Annotated in this window: 15 protein-coding genes, 1 tRNA gene and 1 riboswitch; of the genes, 2 read left to right on the top strand and 14 right to left on the bottom strand. The window is 64.3% G+C overall.

All coding sequences use genetic code 11. The features are described from left to right. Nucleotides 1–29: 29 nt before the first annotated feature. A complete protein-coding gene (locus tag AC5RTB_RS13245) occupies nt 30–1,142 on the top strand; it encodes an FUSC family protein (RefSeq protein WP_494061534.1) in 1,113 nt (370 codons plus the stop codon). Here AC5RTB_RS13245 and AC5RTB_RS13240 read toward each other — a convergent pair. Further along, entirely contained in the window at nt 1,139–2,347 is a 1,209-nt protein-coding gene (locus AC5RTB_RS13240; protein ID WP_494061533.1) for an App1 family protein phosphatidate phosphatase, read from the bottom strand. The genes AC5RTB_RS13245 and AC5RTB_RS13240 overlap by 4 nt on opposite strands. A 414-nt stretch (nt 2,348–2,761) precedes the next feature. Between AC5RTB_RS13240 and AC5RTB_RS13235 the strand changes: the two genes are divergently transcribed. Further along, nucleotides 2,762–3,691 (top strand): 5'-3' exonuclease, encoded by a 930-nt coding sequence (locus AC5RTB_RS13235; protein WP_494061532.1) that lies wholly within the window; start codon nt 2,762–2,764, stop codon nt 3,689–3,691. Here AC5RTB_RS13235 and AC5RTB_RS13230 read toward each other — a convergent pair. The 13 genes from AC5RTB_RS13230 to AC5RTB_RS13170 all read right to left on the bottom strand — a co-directional run bounded on the left by AC5RTB_RS13230 (nt 3,688) and on the right by AC5RTB_RS13170 (nt 15,274). Next, a complete protein-coding gene (locus AC5RTB_RS13230) occupies nt 3,688–4,890 on the bottom strand; it encodes a MalY/PatB family protein (RefSeq protein ID WP_494061531.1) in 1,203 nt (400 codons plus the stop codon). The genes AC5RTB_RS13235 and AC5RTB_RS13230 overlap by 4 nt on opposite strands. Before the next feature lie 59 nt (nt 4,891–4,949). Next, nucleotides 4,950–5,025, bottom strand: a tRNA-Ala gene (locus AC5RTB_RS13225). 91 nt (nt 5,026–5,116) lie between these two features. After that, entirely contained in the window at nt 5,117–5,818 is a 702-nt protein-coding gene (locus tag AC5RTB_RS13220; protein WP_494061530.1) for a histidine phosphatase family protein, read from the bottom strand. Continuing rightward, nucleotides 5,815–6,252, bottom strand: a complete 438-nt coding sequence (gene rsfS, locus AC5RTB_RS13215) for a ribosome silencing factor (protein WP_494061529.1) — start codon at nt 6,250–6,252, stop codon at nt 5,815–5,817. The genes AC5RTB_RS13220 and rsfS overlap by 4 nt, the downstream gene beginning before the upstream one ends. Before the next feature lie 25 nt (nt 6,253–6,277). Next, nucleotides 6,278–7,399: a hypothetical protein gene (locus AC5RTB_RS13210; protein WP_494061528.1), complete on the bottom strand. Its 1,122-nt coding sequence runs from the start codon at nt 7,397–7,399 to the stop codon at nt 6,278–6,280. Nucleotides 7,400–7,498: 99 nt separating this feature from the next. Then, a complete protein-coding gene (gene nadD / locus AC5RTB_RS13205) occupies nt 7,499–8,143 on the bottom strand; it encodes a nicotinate-nucleotide adenylyltransferase (RefSeq protein WP_494061567.1) in 645 nt (214 codons plus the stop codon). A gap of 56 nt (nt 8,144–8,199) precedes the next feature. Next, nucleotides 8,200–8,430 carry a hypothetical protein gene (locus AC5RTB_RS13200; protein ID WP_494061527.1) on the bottom strand — a complete coding sequence of 77 codons (231 nt, stop codon included), beginning with the start codon at nt 8,428–8,430 and terminating at the stop codon, nt 8,200–8,202. Nucleotides 8,431–8,581: 151 nt separating this feature from the next. Then, entirely contained in the window at nt 8,582–9,919 is a 1,338-nt protein-coding gene (locus AC5RTB_RS13195; RefSeq protein WP_494061526.1) for a glutamate-5-semialdehyde dehydrogenase, read from the bottom strand. A 43-nt stretch (nt 9,920–9,962) separates the two neighbouring features. Further along, on the bottom strand, nt 9,963–11,111 hold the full coding sequence (proB, locus tag AC5RTB_RS13190) for a glutamate 5-kinase (RefSeq protein WP_494061525.1): 1,149 nt from the start codon (nt 11,109–11,111) through the stop codon (nt 9,963–9,965). Between the two features lie 45 nt (nt 11,112–11,156). Further along, complete coding sequence (gene obgE / locus AC5RTB_RS13185) at nt 11,157–12,755, bottom strand: GTPase ObgE (protein WP_494061524.1); 1,599 nt, start codon at nt 12,753–12,755, stop codon at nt 11,157–11,159. 131 nt (nt 12,756–12,886) lie between these two features. Beyond that, complete coding sequence (rpmA, locus tag AC5RTB_RS13180; RefSeq protein WP_026545518.1) at nt 12,887–13,147, bottom strand: 50S ribosomal protein L27; 261 nt, start codon at nt 13,145–13,147, stop codon at nt 12,887–12,889. A 56-nt stretch (nt 13,148–13,203) separates the two neighbouring features. Next, entirely contained in the window at nt 13,204–13,512 is a 309-nt protein-coding gene (gene rplU / locus AC5RTB_RS13175; protein ID WP_299165252.1) for a 50S ribosomal protein L21, read from the bottom strand. Between the two features lie 151 nt (nt 13,513–13,663). Continuing rightward, nucleotides 13,664–15,274 carry a bifunctional hydroxymethylpyrimidine kinase/phosphomethylpyrimidine kinase gene (locus tag AC5RTB_RS13170; RefSeq protein ID WP_494061523.1) on the bottom strand — a complete coding sequence of 537 codons (1,611 nt, stop codon included), beginning with the start codon at nt 15,272–15,274 and terminating at the stop codon, nt 13,664–13,666. Further along, nucleotides 15,266–15,381: riboswitch (TPP riboswitch) on the bottom strand. Its footprint overlaps the gene before it by 9 nt. Nucleotides 15,382–15,474: the final 93 nt, after the last annotated feature.

Here is a 15,474-nt window from a genome sequence, read left to right as displayed (position 1 = left end):
CTCTCATAAACGGTTGCCATACTGATGAAATGCCAAGTTCACTCACCGGCTCGGGGGTACGGATCCGAGCCCGGCAGTTACTCACCCACCAAAGGGTGCTCCTGGCGATCAAGACCGCGCTCGCCGCGGGCATCGCATGGTGGATCGCACTGCGGATGCCAGGAGTCGCCGCCCAATACCCGTACTATGCCCCGCTCGGCGCGGTGGCCTGCATGTACCCAACGGTGGCCGGGTCGGCCCGTCAGGGGCTCGAAACCCTGATCGGCCTGGCGATGGGGTTTGCCCTGGCCTTCCCGATCATCCTCATCGGCGATATCTCCGTCGTGTCCGTAGCCATCGTCGTCGGCGTCGGGGTACTTGCGGCCGGACTGCCAAGGGTTGGTGCGGGTCGTGACTGGATTCCGATCGCGTCGCTGTTCGTCCTGCTGGTAGGCGGCGAGAATCCCCAGGAGTACTCCTTCAGCTATCTCATCCAGATGCTGGTCGGTGTGATCGTCGGACTCCTCGTCAACATGCTGGTGTTCCCGCCCCTGAACCTCGACGGCGCCGTCCGCGGTCTCCAGAACTTCCGGGCACTGCTGGCCCAGCAGCTCTCCGACATGGCCGAAGCCATCAATGAGTCCTGGCCGCCCGAACACGAGGAATGGGCGGAACGCGAGAACAAACTGTCCCGGCTCGGCCAAGAGGTACGGTCCGCAGTCCAACTCGCCGACAACAGCAGGCGGGGAAATCCACGAGGGCGGCGCCACAAGCGCGACCTCGCCGCGGACTATCACTGGCTACAGGCAATGGAGCGAATCGCCTTTTATGTTCAGAACATGACTGAGGTGCTCGCCGGCGTCATCTGGCGCCCCCCGGAGTCCACCCCCCTGCCGCCTGCCCTGGTACAGCCCCTCGGCGATGCGATTGCCCGCACTGCCGCAGCCATCGATGAGTGGGATCCGGAAGGTGACACCATGCTGGAGGCTGAGGAGGCTGTTGAACGCCTCCTCCAGCAGATACACACCGAGGCAGCGGAGGGGCGCATCCAGGCAACTGCGGCGCTCGGTATGGATCTGCGACGGATCCTGCTGACGGTGCGCGCTGAATCCGGACCCACCTACGACGGCACCACCGACAGCCCCGAGGACCGGCTGGCCTAGGCTTCGTCCTCGGGGTCAATACGGACAGCGCTTTCGACGATTCCCATGTCGCTCAACTGCTCCGACATGCCGGCGCCGTCCCTCGCGTAGATCCATGGGATGCCGGGTGTGGAACCGGAAGGGTTGGCCTTGGACCGGCCGCCGGCCAGTACTGCCTCGCTCGCGGAGAGCTGCCGGATGGCAATTGCCCGGACGTTTCCGGGGTGGTTTCGGGCGAACTCCGCATAGATTGCCTCGTCATGCTGGCCGTCGTCGCCGATCAGCAGCCACTTCACTGAGGGGAACTCTTCGGCGAGCCGCTCCAGCGATGATCGCTTGTGCTCCTGGCCGCTGCGGAACCAGCGGTCGCGGGTTGGACCCCAGTCTGTGAGCAGCTTGGGCCCGGCGGGGTATAGATTCCTCGACAGGAAGCGGGTCAAAGCGGGTGCCACGTTCCAGGCGCCGGTGGACAGGTACAGCACCGGCGCTGCTGGGTGCTTCCGGACAATCCTTTCCATGAGAACCGACATGCCGGGAGTGGGCGTGCGCGCATGCTCGTCCAAGACGAACGTGTTCCAGGCCGCGAGGAAGGGACGCGGCAATGCTGTCACCATGACGGTGTCGTCAATGTCGGAGACAACTCCAAAGGTTACGTTGTCCTCAACGACACGCACGGGAGCATCCGCCACCACTGAGTCCCCGGACTTGATCCGGACGGTATGCCAACCAGGCTCCAGCGAAGCTTCAACGCGAACGTCGATCACACCGCCCCGGTCCGCATGTACGACGGCGCTTGTTCCGTCGAACTCCACAGTCACCTCGGCGTAGCGCACCGGCGCACTCACGAAGTTGCGCCACCCACGAAGCCCTTCCTTGAGGGGCTTCATCATCTCCTTGCCTTCGAGCGGTTTGAGGTCCCGCGGGTTGGACAGAACCACCCGTCCCAGGATCCGGATCCACTTGGTGGTTCCGTAGCCGGTGTAAGGAATGATTGTCTCGACGCGGCCCCGCTGGTGCGCGACGCGTGTCTGCACTGCGTGCCACGTGTCGCCGATCTTAAGGCCGAGATGCGTTCGTTCCCGGACCTCATCCTCGTGTGGCGGCAGCGGCGGAGGCGCGGACTGCACGTTCTCGGATGGAGTCTTGTCAGCCGGAGGTGCATTAAGTGCCTCAGCTGGTGCTCCGTCAGATGGGGCCTGCTCGGAAGGTGCCTGGTCGGTTGCCATGCCTTTAGTCTTGCATGATCGAACGGGGTTGCTACAGGTCAGTGGGCCGCCCGCGGTGACTGACCGTAATGCGAAAGACCTACGCCGTGGCTTTGGCGTGCTGCTCGACAGGTTTCCAGATGGTCACCGTCTTGTGACCGGGGTTAAGGAAAGTGTGGTTCCGGGACGTGACCGTTTCGGCAGCCCTGGTCTCGACGATCCAGGTTCTCTGACACTGGCGGCACCGCATCTGTCCAGTCATAATTCCCCACAATTCGCTTGTACTTCAGGTTGCCCGACACCAGTTTGAACCTGTCTGCTCAAAGCTTCAAGGGTTTTCGTCGATCAAATGGATTTATTTCTGAAGGTGAAGTCGCCCGCTCGTTTCCGTGCCGACGTCGTGGTTCCGGGCTCCGCCCGTGAAAGGATCAGAGGGTGGCCGAACGACTGATGCTTCTGGATACTCCGTCCCTGTATTTCCGTGCCTTCTACGGGCTGCCCGACAGCCTCAAGGCAGCAAACGGGATGCCGGTCAACGCCGTGCGCGGGCTGCTGGACATGATCGCCCGCCTGACGACCGACTACGAGCCAACACACCTTGTGGCCTGCTGGGACGATGACTGGCGGCCCAGGTGGCGGGTAGACCTTATCCCCAGTTACAAGGAACATCGGGTGGCCAGGGAAGTTCCGGACGGCCCAGATGTGGAGGAGACGCCGGAGGGCCTGGTTGCCCAGCTCCCCCTCATCCGCGAGGTCCTTGCCGCGCTCAACCTGCCGATCATCGGAGCCACGGATCACGAGGCCGATGACGTCATCGGCAGCCTTGCCAGCCAGGCCACCTCGCCAGTCGATATCGTGACCGGTGACCGGGATCTGTTCCAGCTGGTCGACGACGGCACGGCAGTTCGCGTTCTGTACACCGCCAGGGGAATGAGCAAGCTTGAGGCAGTGACCGATGTGACCGTGGTAGGCAAGTACGGCGTGCTTCCCGGCCAGTACGCCGACTTCGCCGCGCTGAGGGGTGACACCTCCGACGGGCTCCCCGGGGTCTCCGGCATCGGTGACAAGACGGCGGCCAGCCTGCTCAGGGAATTCGTCGATCTCGACGGGATTATCGAGGCGAGCAAGGACCCGTCCAGTGCCATGTCGGCGTCGGTACGCCAAAAACTCACGGCTGCTGCCGATTACCTGGCTGTCGCTCCTACGGTCGTGGGCGTTGTCCGGGACCTGGATCTGGGATCGTTCGATTCACGGATTCGGCCGCTTGATGCCGGGCAGGAAGAGACACTGAAGAAGCTCGCCACCGAGTGGAACCTCGGTGGTGCGGCGGACCGCGTGCTCAAGGCGTATGCCGCCCGGCGCTAGCCCACTCTCCGTTCCTTGAGCGCACGGTCCATGCGCTGGATAGCTTCGGTGAGGATGTCGGGGTGGGTGGCGTAATTGATCCGCGCGTGGCCCGCTCCCCCGTGTCCGAAGACGTGCCCCGAACTCAGGGCAACGCGCGCGTGATCGAGGAAGAACCGTGCCGGTCCGGCAACCTCGGTAACCACGGCGAGATCCCCGGATTGTGATGACTCGTCGAGGTCCAGTGCACGGAAGTCGAGCCACGCCAGATACGTCCCTTCCGGGCGCAGGAGTGAAGTCTCTGGGAGATGCTCGGAGACCAGCCCGTGGAGAAGCTCGCGATTGTCTTCAAGTCCGGCCAGCAGGGCGTCAAGCCAGGAACCTCCCTCGCGGAAGGCAGCCGCATGTGCAAGGACGCCAAGGTGGCTTGGACCGTGACTGACTTCTTCCGGAAGCCGGGCGAGGTCGGATGCCGCGGCCCTGCCCGCGATCAGGAGCGCCGCCTTCAGGCCGGCAAGGTTCCACGCCTTTGATGCGGAAGTCAGTGCGAAGGCGTCCTCGCTTCCCTCAACGCTGAGGTACGGCGTGAAGCGGGCGCCGGAAAGAACAAGCGGCCCGTGGATCTCATCGGATATAACCCGTACGCCGTAACGACGGGCAAGGACTGAGACCTCTTCGAGCTCCTGCCGGGTGTGAACCACTCCGGTGGGATTGTGCGGGTTGCTCAGCAGGAACACGGGATGCTCGGACTGGGCGCGCGCATGCTGGAACACGCCATCGAGACGGTCCAGGTCCAGGCGGCCGTCGCCGCCAAGCGGCGCTTCGACGATGGACCGGTCGGCATGGGTGACGAAAGCGAAGAATGGTGCATAGACAGGAGGAGTGATCACAACCACGTCTCCCGGCTTCGTGATCAGCCGCAAAGTCTCGACGATCCCCATCATGACGTCGGGGACGAGGGCCGTCCGGTGCAGTCCGACGTCGTCCCAGCCCCAACGGTCGGCTGCAAAGCCGCGGAACGCCTCTGCGTAGTCATCCCCCGCGGGATAGCCGGTGTCACCGAGGTCTATCGCCCGCCGTAACGTGGCATGGACGGGTGGCGCCAGCGGAACATCCATCTCAGCGACCCACAGTGGGAGCACATCTGCCGGGTATCGCCGCCACTTGATGCTGGTCCGTTGCTGCAGCTGTTTCAGGGTGAGTTCGGTGAGCGGGTTCATGAGGTCAATCTAAACAAAAATGCCCCGCCGTGAGGCGAGGCATTTCCGATGGGTGAATTTGGTGGAGCTGAGGGGACTCGAACCCCTGACCCCCTGCATGCCATGCAGGTGCGCTACCAGCTGCGCCACAGCCCCAAACTCGTTTGCCCCGTCCTGACCGGCCGAAGCAACTTGTCCAGTTTAGACAATTTTCCGGCCCCCGCAAAATCGGTGCGGTTGGGCCGTTTCAGCCCTCCAATGGGGTGGACGGCATGGAAGCCAAACCGACATTGTGCTCGGTCAATTGCCATCTCAGCGGTACCGGTGACGACGACGGATTCAGCTCCTCCAGCACCGACCAGTGACAGTTCGCCACACCCGCCAATGATCCCCACAGCTCCGGTGGAATGCCCATCAGAGCGGCAACGCCTGCACGGATGGCTCCACCATGGCTGACCACCACGAGGGTCTGGCCGGGCCGTAGTTCGGCGACCGCGTCGAGCGTTCCCGCTTTCATGCGTTCCCCCACCGCAAGCCGGCTCTCTCCCCCGCCGGCGGTGACACGAGGATCGCCCTCATGCCAGGCCTGCTGGTCTGCCGGGAACCTGCGTCCGATCTCGGCGAAGGCAAGGCCCTGCCAGCGGCCGGCGTAGGTCTCCCGGAACCGCGCGTCAGTGCTGGCGGTGACCCCGGTGGCTACGCACAGCGCGGCAGCGGTTTCCCGCGCCCGCTCAAGGTCGGACGAGACAATGAGCGACGGCCACAGGTGCTTCAACTCGTAAGCAGCCTGCGTGGCCTGTTGCCTTCCGAGATCGTCGAGGGCAATGTCTTCCTGGCCCTGGAACAGGCCGCGCGCATTCCACTCAGTCCGCCCGTGCCGCCAGAATACGATCCTGCGACCCTCGGGCGCGGAGTCACCCGCCGCGCTGTCGACGGCGCGTGGGCTCACTCGGCGTCGGCGGGCGCTGTGCCGGCAGGTGCCGCGTCAGCAGACTCATTGTCGGAGGCCGCGACGTTTGCGCCGTCCTCCAACTGGAGGTCCACCTTGGGGCAGTCGCCCCACAGTCGCTCCAAGGCGTAAAAGACTCGGTCCTCCTGGTGCTGGACGTGGATGACCACCTCTGCGTAGTCAAGCAGCACCCAACGGCCTTCGCTGCGGCCCTCGCGGCGTACGGGCTTCAAATCCTGCTTGGAGAGTTCTTCCTCGATGCCGTCGACAATCGCGTTGACTTGCCTTTCGCTGGGGGCCGAGGCCACGAGGAAGACGTCAGTGATCGCGAGGCGTTCACTGACATCCATGGCCACGATGTCCTGTGCAATCTTGTCCGTTGCCGCACGTGCTGCGGTGCGGGCAATCGCAATGGACGATTCCGATGCGCTCACTAATCTCCTAGGGTGTGGTCAGCAGCTAAGCGCCGCTGACAATCATCATGATTCCGGTAATGAGCGCGAGCGCGCCCAATCCAACTACCGAATACTGCGCTATCCGCATGCGTTGAACGCGAGCCAGGCCCGCGGTCATGGCGTCAAGGGGGTCCAGTCCGTGGGCGCTGCGCGCACGGATGGGGGTGACGCCGTCGGACCCTGGACGGCGCTGCTGGCGCACCATCGCTTCCGCTTCCGCGAGTACGCGTGAACGTCCCGCGGAGTCAGGAGACAGAGCCGACGACGGCGGGTTACTCGGCACAGCCGGGGCGGTAACGACCGGCTGCTCTGCGTCCCTGCCGTCGGACGCCGTGCGCTGGGGAGGCGCTGGAGGCGCCGCGGGGCCAGGTGAGCTGCTGCTCGAGGCCGGCGGAGTTTTGGTCACGACAGGAATATGGGAGGTTGACGGCGCCGGAGCGTCCGGGCTCTCTACCAGGGGGCGAATGAACTCCACGGGCGAGACGATCGAAAGGTTGTGCGCCGTCGTCGGGTCACTGAGCAGCGGCTTGCGCTGCCGGTTCTCCTGCGTGAGCTGCTGAATCTTCTGCGCACGCGTATTGAGCACGGCAGCCCGCTCGGCAAGCGCCTTCTGCTGGGCGAGGATTTCCAGGTCCACCGAGAAGGGATCTTCCTTGGCGGCTGCCTCCATCACCGCGACCTGGTTCTTTGCCTGGTTGATGATCGCTTCGCGGGCTGCCAGCGCCTGCTCCACGGTCATCTCGCCCCGGTGCGCAGTGTCCGGCTGGCCGTCCTGGTCATCCTGGTTGATTGGCGGGACCGCTTCGGCCTGCAGCGCCTTTTCCCGGGCGGCCTGCTGCTGAAGACGAAGCTGCCGCCGAGTGGGGACGCTGGAGGGCCGCTCAGCCTGCTGGTCCGCCAGCGCACGATAATTGCGGAGCATTTCGCGGTCGCGGGCGCGCACCTGCGACACACGTTCCGTCGAAGGAGCAGACGACGGCGCGTCCACCGGAGCATCCGCTGCCCGCCGGCTGCGCCGCTCGCGGGCCGGCGCAGGCTCAAGGCTGACGGCCGCCGGTTTGGCGGACTTCGCAAGCGGCCGGTGTACGGACGCCGCGCGCGCCTCGGAACCTCCAGGGGACGGCAATTGATGCTCCGCGCCAGAAGTCGCGCGCGCTTGCCGGAGCGACCTCCGGCTCTGTGCGGACTCGTGACCGTTACTCATTACTTCTTCACCCAGTGATTGTCATGTTGTTGTGGACACTTCAGGTTGGACCGGCGTTCCCGTAGTAGGCCCGCCCTTCCGGTAGAGCCCATGCTTGGCGATGTACTGCACCACGCCGTCCGGCACGAGATACCAGACCGGTTCATCATCGGACACCCGCCGCCGGCAGTCCGTCGAGGAGATCGCCATCGCCGGGACCTCCATCAGGCTGACATCCTTGCGCTGCGTACTCAGCTCATGTCCCGGCCTGGTGACCCCGACAAAATGCGCAAGCGACCACAGCTCATCAACGTTCTTCCACGACAGGATCTGCGCCATCGCGTCCGCGCCGGTAATGAAGAACAGCTCGGCTTCCGGACGTGTTGCGTGCAGGTCGCGGAGCGTATCGATCGTGTAAGTAGGGCCCGGGCGGTCGATATCCACCCTGCTCACCGTGAACCGCGGGTTCGACGCCGTGGCCACCACGGTCATCAGGTAGCGGTGTTCCGCCGGGCTGACTTCCTTGACGTTCTTCTGCCACGGCTGGCCGGTGGGGACAAACACCACTTCATCCAGATCGAACGCCGCGGCTACCTCACTGGCCGCTACGAGGTGACCGTGGTGGATCGGATCAAAAGTTCCACCCATCACCCCCAGACGCCAGCGACCTGAACCGCCGGAGCTCAGAGCGCTCAGATGAATCCCCTGCTCGGTAGTGGACTTGGGAGGAACGGTCAAGGAGATCAGTGCTGGGAAGCTTCGCCGTGATCGTGCTTGTTCGGGTGCTGACGATGCGGATCCGCGTGCTCCGGAACCGCCTCATGGCGGTGCCCCAGACTGGTGAACGAAATGGTCGCGAACATCAGCACCAGCAGTGCTCCCATAATGAGGGCACCGTACGCGATGGCAGGCATAGGAAGCTCAGCGTGGTGTTCGGCAGTCTCCGCTGCAACGTTGAGGATCTGGGTCAGCATTCTTCTCCCCTTGGGAACGAGATGTCCGCACGCCGGCGGGGCACGGATCAAGGCGTAACTTCAGTACAGTTTCCGTACTATCCTACGCGCTAACGGCAGGCCGCTCGAACTGCGGCTCAGGCGAAACGCGCCCGAGCCGCCCGTCAGTGACCTACCGCCGAATTTGCCCGTCGCCCTGAATGATCCACTTCGTGGTGGTGAGTTCGCGCAGACCCATGGGGCCGCGCGCGTGCATCTTCTGCGTGGAGATACCCACCTCCGCACCCAGGCCCAGCTCGCCGCCGTCCGTGAAGCGAGTGGAGGCGTTCACTATGACCGCGGCTGAATCCACACCGGCGATGAACTGTTCGGAGCGCGCCAGATTATTGGTGATGATTGCTTCAGTGTGACCGGTGCTCCAGGTCCGGATGTGTTCCAGGGCTTCGTCCACCGTGTCCACCATGGCCACCGCAATGTCCAGGTCCATGTACTCACGTGCCCAGTCGTCGTCGTTCGCTGGTTCCGCCGTGACGCCCTGGGGGAGGATGGCCTGGACCCGGCTGTCCGCGTGGATGCGGACGCCGGCCCGGGACAGTGCTTGCAGGACGGCCGGGGCTGCCACCGCGTCCTTGTGGACAAGAAGGGTCTCAACCGTGTTGCAGACGCTGGGACGCTGGGTCTTTGCATTGAGCAGGATGTCGACCGCCATCTCCTCGTCCGCGCTCTCGTCGAGGTAGATGTGGACGTTGCCCTCACCGGTTTCGATGACGGGCACCGCGGCATTCTTGACGACGGTCTGGATCAGGTCATGGCCGCCCCGGGGAATGAGGACATCCACCCGGCCGCGGGCCTTCATCAGCACGTTGGCTCCCTCGCGGCCGAACTCGTCGACGGTCTGGACGGCGTCGGACGGCAAACCTGTGCGATCGAGGGCGTCGCGGATGATGCCAAGCAGTGCGGCATTGGTATGCGCGGCTGCGCTTCCCCCGCGGAGGATGACCGCATTGCCGCTCTTCAGTGCGAGGCCGGCAATGTCCACCGTGACGTTGGGACGCGCCTCGTAGATGGCCGCCACCACGCCGAGGGGAACATGCACCTGCCGGAGGCGGACGCCGTTGGGCAGCGTCTGGCCGCGTTCGATGGTTCCTACCGGATCGGGCAGTCCTGCAAGGTTCTCGAGCGCTTCAGCCAGCCCGGCAATGCGCTCCTCGCTCAGGCTGAGCCGGTCCAGCAACGCCTTGGACGTACCGTTGGCGCGCCCGGCTTCGAGGTCCTGCTGGTTGGCACGCAGGATGACTGCCTGTTTGGCAACCAGTGCCTCACCGATCGCCACGAGCGCCTTGTCTTTATGGGAGCGGTTGGCTCGGGCGATGATTCGCGAGGCGGTACGGGCACGGTCCGCGATGGCGTGCACAGCCTGCTCGACGTTCACCGGTGTGGCCGGCTGCTCGCCGCCTGCAGGGTCGGTGGTGGTCTGGTGGGCAGTCTGCTGTGTAGTCACGTCAGTCATCCCTCCAGTCTAACGAGGGCGTCCCCACAACCCCAGCCGGGGGTCAGTCAGATGGGGCGGCGTTCAGGACGACCAGGTCATTGACGTGAACCACCGAGCGCTCATACTCGCGGCCGAGCTCCCGCGAGAGCTCACCGGTGGACCTGCCCAGCATCCGCGGCAGTTCGAACGAGCTGTAGTTCACGAGCCCCCGGGCGATCACTGTGCCTGCGTGGTCCACCATCTCGACGGGATCCCCCGCCTCGAACTCGCCGCTGACCGAGACGATCCCTGCCGGCAGCAGCGACCGCCGCCGCTGCCCGACAGCCTTCGCCGCGCCGTCGTCGAGAGTCAGCGTGCCCTGAATGCGGGCCAGATGAGCCAGCCACAGCAGACGGATGGGCTGGCGGCGGCCGTTCGTGGTGAACCAGGTGCCGACGTCCTCACCTGCAAGGGCGCGCCGCGCGTTCTCCGTGGAGGTGACCAGAGCGGGAATGCCGGAGGAAGCAGCGATGGTGGCAGCTTCAACCTTCGTAACCATGCCGCCGGTTCCGACGCCGGCTTTCCCCGTCCGGCCTATGCTCACGCCCTCGAGGTCCTCGGGTCCGCGGACCTCGGGAATGCGCTTCGCTCCCGCCTTGGGCGGACCGTCGTACAGGGAGTCGACGTCAGAGAGCAGGACGAGCGCATCGGCCTTCACCAGGTGCGCCACCAGTGCGGCGAGGCGGTCGTTGTCTCCGAAGCGGATTTCAGAGCTGGCTACCGTGTCATTCTCGTTGACGATGGGAACGACGCCGAAGTTCAGCAGCCGTTCCATTGCACGGTGGGCGTTTGCGTAGTGGCTTCGCCGCATCAGGTCATCGAGCGTCAGCAGCACCTGGCTGACCGTGACACCGTGAGCACCGAACGCATGGGTGTAGCGGGCCATGAGCAGCCCCTGTCCCACGCTGGCTGCAGCCTGCTGGGATGAGAGCTGGTTGGGCCGCCGTGCCAGGCCCAGCGGAGCCAGGCCGGCTGCGATCGCACCCGAAGAAACGAGGATGACCTCGGTGCCTTCGTTGTGGCGCGCAGCCAGCACATCGGATAGAGCGAATAGCGCTTCGTCGGAGAGTCCTCCGGAGAGTGACGTGAGAGAGGACGAACCTACCTTCACAACAATTCTCTTGGCTTTCGCCAGTCCGGAACGGGTCTTGAGGGGGCGCTTTACGGTCATCTATTCCTTCTGTCGGTTTTCTACTGTCTGAAGTAAGGCGGTGTGTCAGGCTCCGTCGTCAGAGTTGCCGTCAGAGCCGCCGTCACTGCCCGCGGGCTTGGGGCCGGAGTTCTTGTAGTTGACCGACTCAGTCCAGATGCCGGCTTTCCTCTCCGCCTCGAGCTCGGCGCGCGCGGCAGCCCGGGCGTCCTTGCGGGTCTGGTGATCCTCACGCTTCTGGTCACGTGTGGGACGCACGAACTCCGCAAGACGAATATCGGTGCCGCGGGGTGATGCCAAGAGTTCAGCACCACCCATCATGGTGGGCTCCCAGTCGAAGACGACGCCGTCGCCTTCGCCGATCACCACGGTGTCACCGGGCTTGGCGCCGCTCTTGAAGAGCTGTTCCTCAACACCCAACTTAGCGAGCCGGTCGGCAAGGTACCCAACGGCCTCATCATTTGTGAAGTCGGTCTGCTTGACCCAGCGCTCAGGCTTCTCGCCCAGAACACGGAAGAGCGGTTCGAGGTTCTTTTCCTCCCGCCGGATGACGAATCCCTTTTCGTTGACTGCGCGCGGGCGCAGGACGGCGGGGGTGACAACCGGAGGCGCGGATGCGAGCTTGTTACGGGCATCGCGCACGATCTCGGCCATGGCGAAGCCGAGCTGCCGGAGGCCTTCATGGCTGGCAGCGGACACCTCGAACACCCGGTATCCGCGGGATTCCAGTTCAGGCCGCACGAACTCGGCCATGTCGCGGCCGTCGGGGACGTCGACCTTGTTCAGTGCCACGAGGCGGGGACGCTCGTTGAGGGGCACAACCTCGCCGCCGGGACCGGCGTAACTCATATCGACGGCGTAACGATCGAGTTCACTTTCGATGATCTCGAGATCCCGGAGGGGATCCCTGTCAGTTTCCAGCGCGGCGCAGTCCAGCACGTGCACGAGCGCAGCGCAGCGCTCGACGTGGCGCAGGAAGTCATGTCCCAAACCTCTGCCCTCGCTCGCTCCCTCGATGAGACCGGGAACATCGGCAATGGTGAAGCGGACATCGCCGGCCTCCACGACACCGAGGTTCGGGCGCAGGGTGGTAAAGGGGTAATCCGCGATCTTCGGCCGAGCAGCGGACATGGCGGCGATCAGGCTGGATTTGCCCGCGGACGGGAAACCGACAAGCGCGATGTCCGCGATCGACTTGAGTTCCAGGACGATGTCACGGGCATCACCTGGAATGCCGAGGAGTGCGAAACCGGGCGCCTTGCGCTTTTGCGACGACAGCGACGAGTTGCCGAGGCCGCCCTGTCCCCCGGCTGCGGCGACGAACTCGGTTCCCTCACCAACCAGGTCAGCGAGCACCTCGCCGTCGCGCGTCTTCACTACCGTGCCGTCCGGAACGGGCAGGATGAGCGTTTCGCCCCTGCGGCCCTCACGCCAGTCACCCATACCGTTTCCACCGTTGGTGGCGTGCCGGTGCGGGGCATGGTGATAGTCCAAGAGGGTAGTTGTCTGCGGGTCAACGCGCAGGATGACGGCTCCACCGTCGCCGCCGTTTCCGCCGTCAGGCCCGCCCAGCGGCTTGAATTTTTCCCGCTTGACCGAGACGCACCCGTGTCCGCCGGTGCCGCCCGAGACGTGCAGAACTACCCGGTCAACGAAGCTTGCCACGGTGTACTCCTCTTGAGAATCTCACATCAATGCCGATTTTATCCGGCTTAAAAGAAAGTGGGGTGAGCCGGTCCGGCTCACCCCACCCTAGTGCTTATATATAACGCTGCTATGGTGTGCGGTTGCGAGTACTACTCGGCAGCCGCACCCACGATGTTCACAACACGACGCCCGCGGCGGGTGCCGAATTCAACGGCACCGGCTTCGAGAGCGAAAAGCGTGTCATCGCCACCACGGCCAACGTTGGCGCCGGGGTGGAAGTGGGTTCCGCGCTGGCGGACAATGATTTCGCCTGCCTTGACGACCTGTCCGCCGAAGCGCTTCACGCCGAGGTACTGGGCGTTGGAGTCGCGACCGTTGCGAGTGGAACTCGCACCCTTCTTATGTGCCATCTGTTATGCCTGCCTTTTTCTGAAACAGAATCTATGGATCGAGTAACCGGTGAGGGTTACTTGATGCCCGTGATCTTGACCTTGGTGAGCTCTGAACGGTGACCCTGGCGCTTCTTGTAGCCGGTCTTGTTCTTGAACTTCTGGATAACAATCTTCGGGCCCCGAAGATTCTCAACGATTTCGGCAGTCACAGTTACCTTTGCCAGGTCCTGTGCTGCTGAAGTCACCTTGTCGCCGTCTACCAGAAGGAGAGCAGGCAGCTGGAAGCTGCTGCCGGCCTCACCGGGGACGCGGTCAAGGGTAACGAGGTCTCCCACGGAAACCTTTTCTTGGCGGCCGCCTGCGCGGACAATCGCGTACACCACTTCGGAACTCACTTCTCTCGACGATCTAACTGTTTGCATACTGTTCCGGGACCATACGCTGTTGATAGCGCAGCCGGAGGGGTGCTTGTGCACTCACGGCACAGTCACGCCCCAAAATAGTCATACGAGGGCGCAGCACCGAAGATCTAGATTACGGCAATTTCGCGGATTCCCGCAAATCAACGCGGGTCGGCGCGTCGAAGAACTCGTGCTCATACCAGGCCGAAGCTTCGAAAGCGTCGATCATCGCGGCTTTATCTGCGGTTGACGCACCGGCATAGGCGGCGTCAGCGAAGGCAATAGCGCGCGCAGTGGCTTCAGCGAACGCCGGATCGGCATACGTCTGAATCCAGTCAGCGTACGGATGCTCCCGACTGGCTCCGGAGCCGCTCCACTGTGCATGGAGGGCGTTGCCGACGTGCGCATAGAGCCAGAAGCACGGCAGTACCGCTGCCACGAGGACCGCGTAGCCGACGTTGGCAGAAGCTGCCAGCAGGTGGTCCACATACGCTTTGGTCACCGGCCCTTGCCTCGTCGGCAACTCACGCCCGGAAAGCCACGTCCGGTGGAGCTCGGACTCCACCTCCAGGCAGTTCAGCGCGGACCCTGCCCAGAAGCGTTGTTCAGCTTCCGTGGGTGCAAGCGAACTGGCCCTGGAGAGCACGCGGGAGTAATCCCTCAGGTAGAGAGCATCCTGTGCCAGGTAGTAGGCGAACTGATCATCGGGCAGTGTGCCGTCCCCAAGAGCCCTCACGAAGCCCAGCGCATCGATGGCAGAACGATGACGGGAGGTGAGCTCCCACACCTGCTCGCTGAAGGGACGGGTGTCCTGCCCGATGCCCGGAGTGCTCGACGTCCAGGCCGGCACGAACTCGTGGAAGTGGTTGATCGGCCCGCTACCCTCCCCCACGTTCAATTCGTCCGCGCGTTCGAGAGCGCCCCGGAGCCACTTCTTCACAATGAGCAGCGACTGGTGCCAGTCCCGGGTCTGCACCTGGACCGTAGCGAGTGCCGCGGACAGCGAGCAGCCTGTGCCGTGCGTGTTTCGCGTGTTGATGCGGGTCCCGCCCACCACGGTGACGGCGCCGCCGTCGTCGGACGGGTCAACGAGCGCATCGGGGCACGCCGAGTCACCAGGCTGGTCGCCTATCCCGGTCGCGAGGTGGCCGCCCTTGACCAGCACTGAGGTGCCTGTAGAGGCTGCAAGCCGCTTACCCTGCTCCAGGGCTGCTTCCCAGCTTGGGGCAACCGGCTCATTCAGCAGGACTCCGAGTTCGGGCAGGTTGGGAGTCACGAGGTCCGCCAGCGGCACCAGGGCGCGTAGCTCGTCCTCGGCGTCCGTAGCCAGCAGCCTGTCCCCGCTCGTCGCCACCATAACCGGATCGAGGACGACGACGGCACCCGACGCCCGCGGTAGCCACCGGCGCACCGTCCGGATGGTCTCCACGTCACCGAGCATGCCGATCTTCACAGCATCGATGGCAACGTCGTCACTGACAGCGACCAGCTGCTCCTCCAGGAAGGCAGCCGGCGGGGTGTGCACACTGCGCACTCCCCGCGTGTTCTGGGCGACGAGGGAGGTGACAACCGCCATCCCGTACCCGCCCTGCGCCCCGATGCTTTTCAGATCCGCCTGAATGCCGGCGCCCCCGGTGGGATCCGTACCCGCGATGCTCAGGACGCGCGGGACGGTCCGCACCCGAGCCTGGGCCGACAATGGTTCGTTGTGTTCTACAGGTTCCACGAGCGTGCGAATACTCATCCGCGACATCCCTCCGCTAGGCCAAAGGCCGCCTGTCCGGCGGCCATCTCTAGATCAGGTTCAACGCGTTTCATCTCAGCCCGGACCGGGCACCGCGTGTCACTACGTCCTAGCCTACCCTGCGTCTGCTCGCGGGGGTCGTCACAAAAAGACCACATACATAAACGAAACACGCCGCTCCCTGCTGGAGGGAACGGCGT

The sequence above is a fragment of the Arthrobacter sp. M71 S08 genome, from assembly GCF_059089725.1.
This window is presented reverse-complemented; position numbering and strand designations above follow the sequence as displayed.

Coding starts and splice junctions, on each gene's coding strand:
- AC5RTB_RS13200 (WP_494061527.1), bottom strand. CDS start 8,430: ATGCTGACCCAGATCCTCAACGTTGCAGCGGAGACTGCCGAACACCAC.
- AC5RTB_RS13195 (WP_494061526.1), bottom strand. CDS start 9,919: ATGACTGACGTGACTACACAGCAGACTGCCCACCAGACCACCACCGAC.
- AC5RTB_RS13170 (WP_494061523.1), bottom strand. CDS start 15,274: ATGAGTATTCGCACGCTCGTGGAACCTGTAGAACACAACGAACCATTG.
- AC5RTB_RS13245 (WP_494061534.1), top strand. CDS start 30: ATGCCAAGTTCACTCACCGGCTCGGGGGTACGGATCCGAGCCCGGCAG.
- AC5RTB_RS13230 (WP_494061531.1), bottom strand. CDS start 4,890: ATGAACCCGCTCACCGAACTCACCCTGAAACAGCTGCAGCAACGGACC.
- proB (WP_494061525.1), bottom strand. CDS start 11,111: ATGACCGTAAAGCGCCCCCTCAAGACCCGTTCCGGACTGGCGAAAGCC.
- AC5RTB_RS13240 (WP_494061533.1), bottom strand. CDS start 2,347: ATGGCAACCGACCAGGCACCTTCCGAGCAGGCCCCATCTGACGGAGCA.
- rpmA (WP_026545518.1), bottom strand. CDS start 13,147: ATGGCACATAAGAAGGGTGCGAGTTCCACTCGCAACGGTCGCGACTCC.